Source organism: Marinobacter excellens LAMA 842, assembly GCF_001574445.1.
GTDB lineage: Bacteria > Pseudomonadota > Gammaproteobacteria > Pseudomonadales > Oleiphilaceae > Marinobacter > Marinobacter shengliensis.
The window spans coordinates 1-3436 of sequence record NZ_LOCO01000049.1 but is presented as its reverse complement, the minus strand read 5'-3'; the positions used below and the strand labels follow the sequence as shown (position 1 = coordinate 3436).

5 protein-coding genes are annotated in these 3436 nt (G+C 51.0%); all 5 read left to right on the top strand.

All coding sequences use genetic code 11. The annotated features are described in order from the left end of the window. The first annotated feature begins 532 nt into the window (after positions 1 to 532). Positions 533 to 1183 carry a DUF5343 domain-containing protein gene (locus J122_RS19920; protein WP_061334019.1) on the top strand — a complete coding sequence of 217 codons (651 nt, stop codon included), beginning with the start codon at positions 533 to 535 and terminating at the stop codon, positions 1181 to 1183. Then, positions 1176 to 1766 (top strand): Swt1 family HEPN domain-containing protein, encoded by a 591-nt coding sequence (locus J122_RS19915; RefSeq protein WP_061334017.1) that lies wholly within the window; start codon positions 1176 to 1178, stop codon positions 1764 to 1766. The genes J122_RS19920 and J122_RS19915 overlap by 8 nt, the downstream gene beginning before the upstream one ends. A gap of 138 nt (positions 1767 to 1904) precedes the next feature. Beyond that, positions 1905 to 2126: a GDCCVxC domain-containing (seleno)protein gene (locus J122_RS24905; protein ID WP_082780662.1), complete on the top strand. Its 222-nt coding sequence runs from the start codon at positions 1905 to 1907 to the stop codon at positions 2124 to 2126. Positions 2127 to 2184: 58 nt separating this feature from the next. Continuing rightward, a complete protein-coding gene (locus J122_RS19910; RefSeq protein WP_061334015.1) occupies positions 2185 to 2874 on the top strand; it encodes a VIT family protein in 690 nt (229 codons plus the stop codon). Positions 2875 to 2978: 104 nt separating this feature from the next. Next, on the top strand, positions 2979 to 3347 hold the full coding sequence (locus J122_RS28085) for a SecDF P1 head subdomain-containing protein (RefSeq protein ID WP_061334013.1): 369 nt from the start codon (positions 2979 to 2981) through the stop codon (positions 3345 to 3347). Positions 3348 to 3436: the final 89 nt, after the last annotated feature.

The window sequence follows — 3436 nt, the reverse complement described above, 5'->3', positions numbered from 1 at the left end:
TGAATATTGGCGTTAGGTGCAAAGCATGAGGTTTGCAGGGGCGGTGTTTTCGAGCTGGCTTTTTGTGACATTTGTGTACATTGCTAGTTTGTACATCGACGGACCGCCACTGGTTACGGATTACCTTAAACAAGCCGCAGTATTCTGGATGATGGTTGGGCTATTCTCAGCAATCTACTTTGGAGTAATGGGGCTTCCGATTCTCTACTTTTTTTCTAGACGGAAGAGAGTATCTCGGTTCGAGTTTGTTTTGGCTGGCTTGGTCGCCAGCATCCCAATGTTTGTCTTTTGCACAGTTATGGGAGAGCTTTGGTGGGTGGTGGCTACAGTGGTTGCAGGTGCTGGAGCGGGATGGGTTTTTACGATGGTTCTTCCGAGCCAGCCAGCCACCTAACAATTAGCTCCACCGGACAAATTTCCGCTGTCACCTTTTGTGCATAAGGCCGCACAAAAGCCGCCATCGAAAATTTACCCGGTGAGCATGGCGTTATGACGCCCAATCATGTAAGAGAACGAAAAGGAGAAATGAATAGTGGCTAACTTGCCTTATGTGACTGCCCCAGGAAATGTGACAAAAGCGCTAAACGGAATTGCTGAGGCCGCAACACCTGATCGAATTAGCCAAGACTTCGTCAAGGAGATCTTGAAGATTCCTAGTGGTTCCGGGAATCAAATGGCTGCATATCTGAAGAAAGTAGGCATGGCTGGCGCCGACGGGACACCAACGGCAATCTACCGAAAATTCAGAAACCCAGCCACACGCGGTGAAGCGGCTGCAGCAATGCTTAAGCACGGTTACGCCGAGCTTTATCGGCGAAACGAGTATGTTCATGAACTGAGCGAAGCAAAACTCAAAGGATTGATTATTGAGGTGACGGGTCAAGAACATGACTCCTCAACTGTCACGTATACAGCAAGCTGCATAAAGAACATAAAATCCTTTGCTGACTTCTCATCTTCCGAGGCGAGTGAAGAGGCTGTACAGGTGAATGACTTAGAATCGCAGAATGGTCAGCCAGCAGCAAGCTACCAAGTTCAGCTGCCTCCCTCCAATAACCAAGGCATTGGTTTGAATCTTGGTTATACGATAAATCTAAACCTTCCTGCGACCTCAGATATTGCTGTTTTCAATGCAATTTTCAAGAGTCTCAAAGAGAATCTACTGAGTGATAGTAATGAATAAGAAGGCCCTCAATCATATCAGGGCCTTCGGAATGACTGGCTGCCTGATTTCAGATGAGATACGGAATATCGAGAACGAATATAATATCGAACTCGGACACCACGCCCGAGAGTCAACTGTCGACGAAGCTCGTTTTTACCCCCAGTTTGAGCAGGCAGTTCGTGCTGAAGCAGCAAATATGTCGCAGCACTATGAGTTGTTTTACTGCCTAGAAACATCTATCAGAAAATTGCTTGTTGATGTTCTATTTGACGCGGAAGGCTCAAACTGGTGGAACTCTGAAAGAATAGCGCAAAGAATTAGAGATGATGTCAAAAATCGCGCTCAAAAAGAAGTCGATAGTGGAATTAGCCGGCGATCAGACAACGAAATTGACTATACAACGTTCGGCGAGCTGTCCGTGATTATCACTGGAAACTGGGACATATTTGGAACAATATTTAACAGCCGCAGAGCAGTCGAGAGGGTGATGGGAAGTCTGAATCTGCTGCGTGGTCCTATTGCTCATTGTTGCCCCATCACGGAGGATGAAGTGGACCGTCTCCATCTAACTGTTAAAGATTGGTTTCGAACGATGGCGTAAAAGTCATAACAAACGCGTGAATCGGGACGCTCGCAAGCTCGCGCCCATTACGCGGGCGTTATAGGCCTGGTCGATTTCTGTGCAGAGCCTAGTCCAATGTGGGTTGGGCTAATTCATACCTTTCGGGAGGGTGTGGCTATGGTAGAAATGATCTTGGAATCAACGATCAAATGCCCAAACTGTGGCCATCAGAAATCGGAAACCATGCCTACCGACTCATGCCAGTATTTTTACGAGTGTGAGTCTTGCCATGTTTTACTGAAGCCCAAGCATGGCGACTGCTGTGTCTTTTGTTCATTCGGCACAGTGCCGTGCCCACCAATTCAACGAGGGTCAGGGTGTCGTGCTCCTGGCCTATAACAAGTCCCGTAAGGCGGAGGCGTGAGACGCGCAGCTTCCTTTTTAATTGGAATTCCGTATGAGGCATGCTGAAAGGCACAGGACAGAACGGATTGGCTGGCTCCGTGCTGCGGTTCTGGGTGCAAATGACGGCATTGTATCTACCGCTAGTCTGGTTCTGGGAGTGGCGGCGGCAGGGGCGGACTCCAAGGCTGTCTTGGTTGCTGGTGTTGCCGGTCTTGTTGCAGGCGCTATGTCGATGGCAGCGGGTGAGTATGTGTCAGTCAGCTCTCAATCTGATACCGAGCGGGCGGATCTTGCCAGAGAGAGTGGAGAGCTCGTTAGCGAGCCCGAACAAGAACAAGCGGAATTGGCTGAGATCTACGTAAGGCGAGGGTTGGACCCAGAACTTGCAAGCACAGTAGCAATTCAACTCATGAAGCACGATGCGCTTGGGGCGCATGCCCGCGATGAACTTGGTATTTCGGAGGTATCGACGGCTCGCCCGATTCAGGCCGCGTTTGCGTCGGCAGGTACATTCTCGGTTGGCGCGGCACTTCCTCTGCTCATCGTCTTGTTGTTGCCGAGTCACCTACTTATGTGGGCTGTTCCAAGCAGCTCTCTCTTGTTCCTTGCCTTGCTGGGCTCACTAGCAGCGAGAACGGGGGGCGCTCCCGTTCTTGTAGCTGCCTCTCGGGTAACTTTTTGGGGCGCCCTGGCAATGGCCCTGACTGCGGGGATCGGTGCCCTTTTTGGGGTGACCATTTGATTTGCCGACCGTGCATTGTCTCGCCTAACAAGGCGCTGCTGCCGGACATATTTTCCGCTGCACTCCAAATTTGCCGCAGAGCGCGGCGTTAGGCAATCGTCACGATGAAATGGATCGCAATTCTGTTGCTGGTTACCCCCGGCATTGTAGTGGCAGAAACTGAGCTAGAGTTTCACCTGTGTTCGGCCTACGTGGAGCAGTCGGCAGTAGGGGCACAGACCGAAAGTGGGTGGCCGGTTCGCGTAAAGTTGACGCAACAGGGAGCCACAAGTTTTGAGAGGTTCACTGAAGCAAACATTGGCAGAATGAGCCGCCTTGTTGTCGGTGATCGGGAGTTCTTTAGGGCGACAATGTGGGTGCCAATTTCTAGTGGGAGCATATATGGGGCATTCAGTTCCCAAGAAGCTGCCATAGCCTGGCAGCGAACTCTGGCAGGCAAACTACCGGCAGCTCCGTGCGGTGCGGGAGACTGAGAAATGCCTAACCAATCATTCAAGTTCGTTCCCGGCCTGGCGGCCGTCCACCGGACGCCCTGGTCGGGCGCCGCTTAATTTTGGCGTTA

What these genes read in the sequence shown, in the direction of transcription:
- J122_RS19915 (WP_061334017.1), top strand. Translation starts at nt 1,176, where the DNA reads ATGAATAAGAAGGCCCTCAATCATATCAGGGCCTTCGGAATGACTGGC.
- J122_RS24905 (WP_082780662.1), top strand. Translation starts at nt 1,905, where the DNA reads ATGGTAGAAATGATCTTGGAATCAACGATCAAATGCCCAAACTGTGGC.
- J122_RS19910 (WP_061334015.1), top strand. Translation starts at nt 2,185, where the DNA reads ATGAGGCATGCTGAAAGGCACAGGACAGAACGGATTGGCTGGCTCCGT.
- J122_RS28085 (WP_061334013.1), top strand. Translation starts at nt 2,979, where the DNA reads ATGAAATGGATCGCAATTCTGTTGCTGGTTACCCCCGGCATTGTAGTG.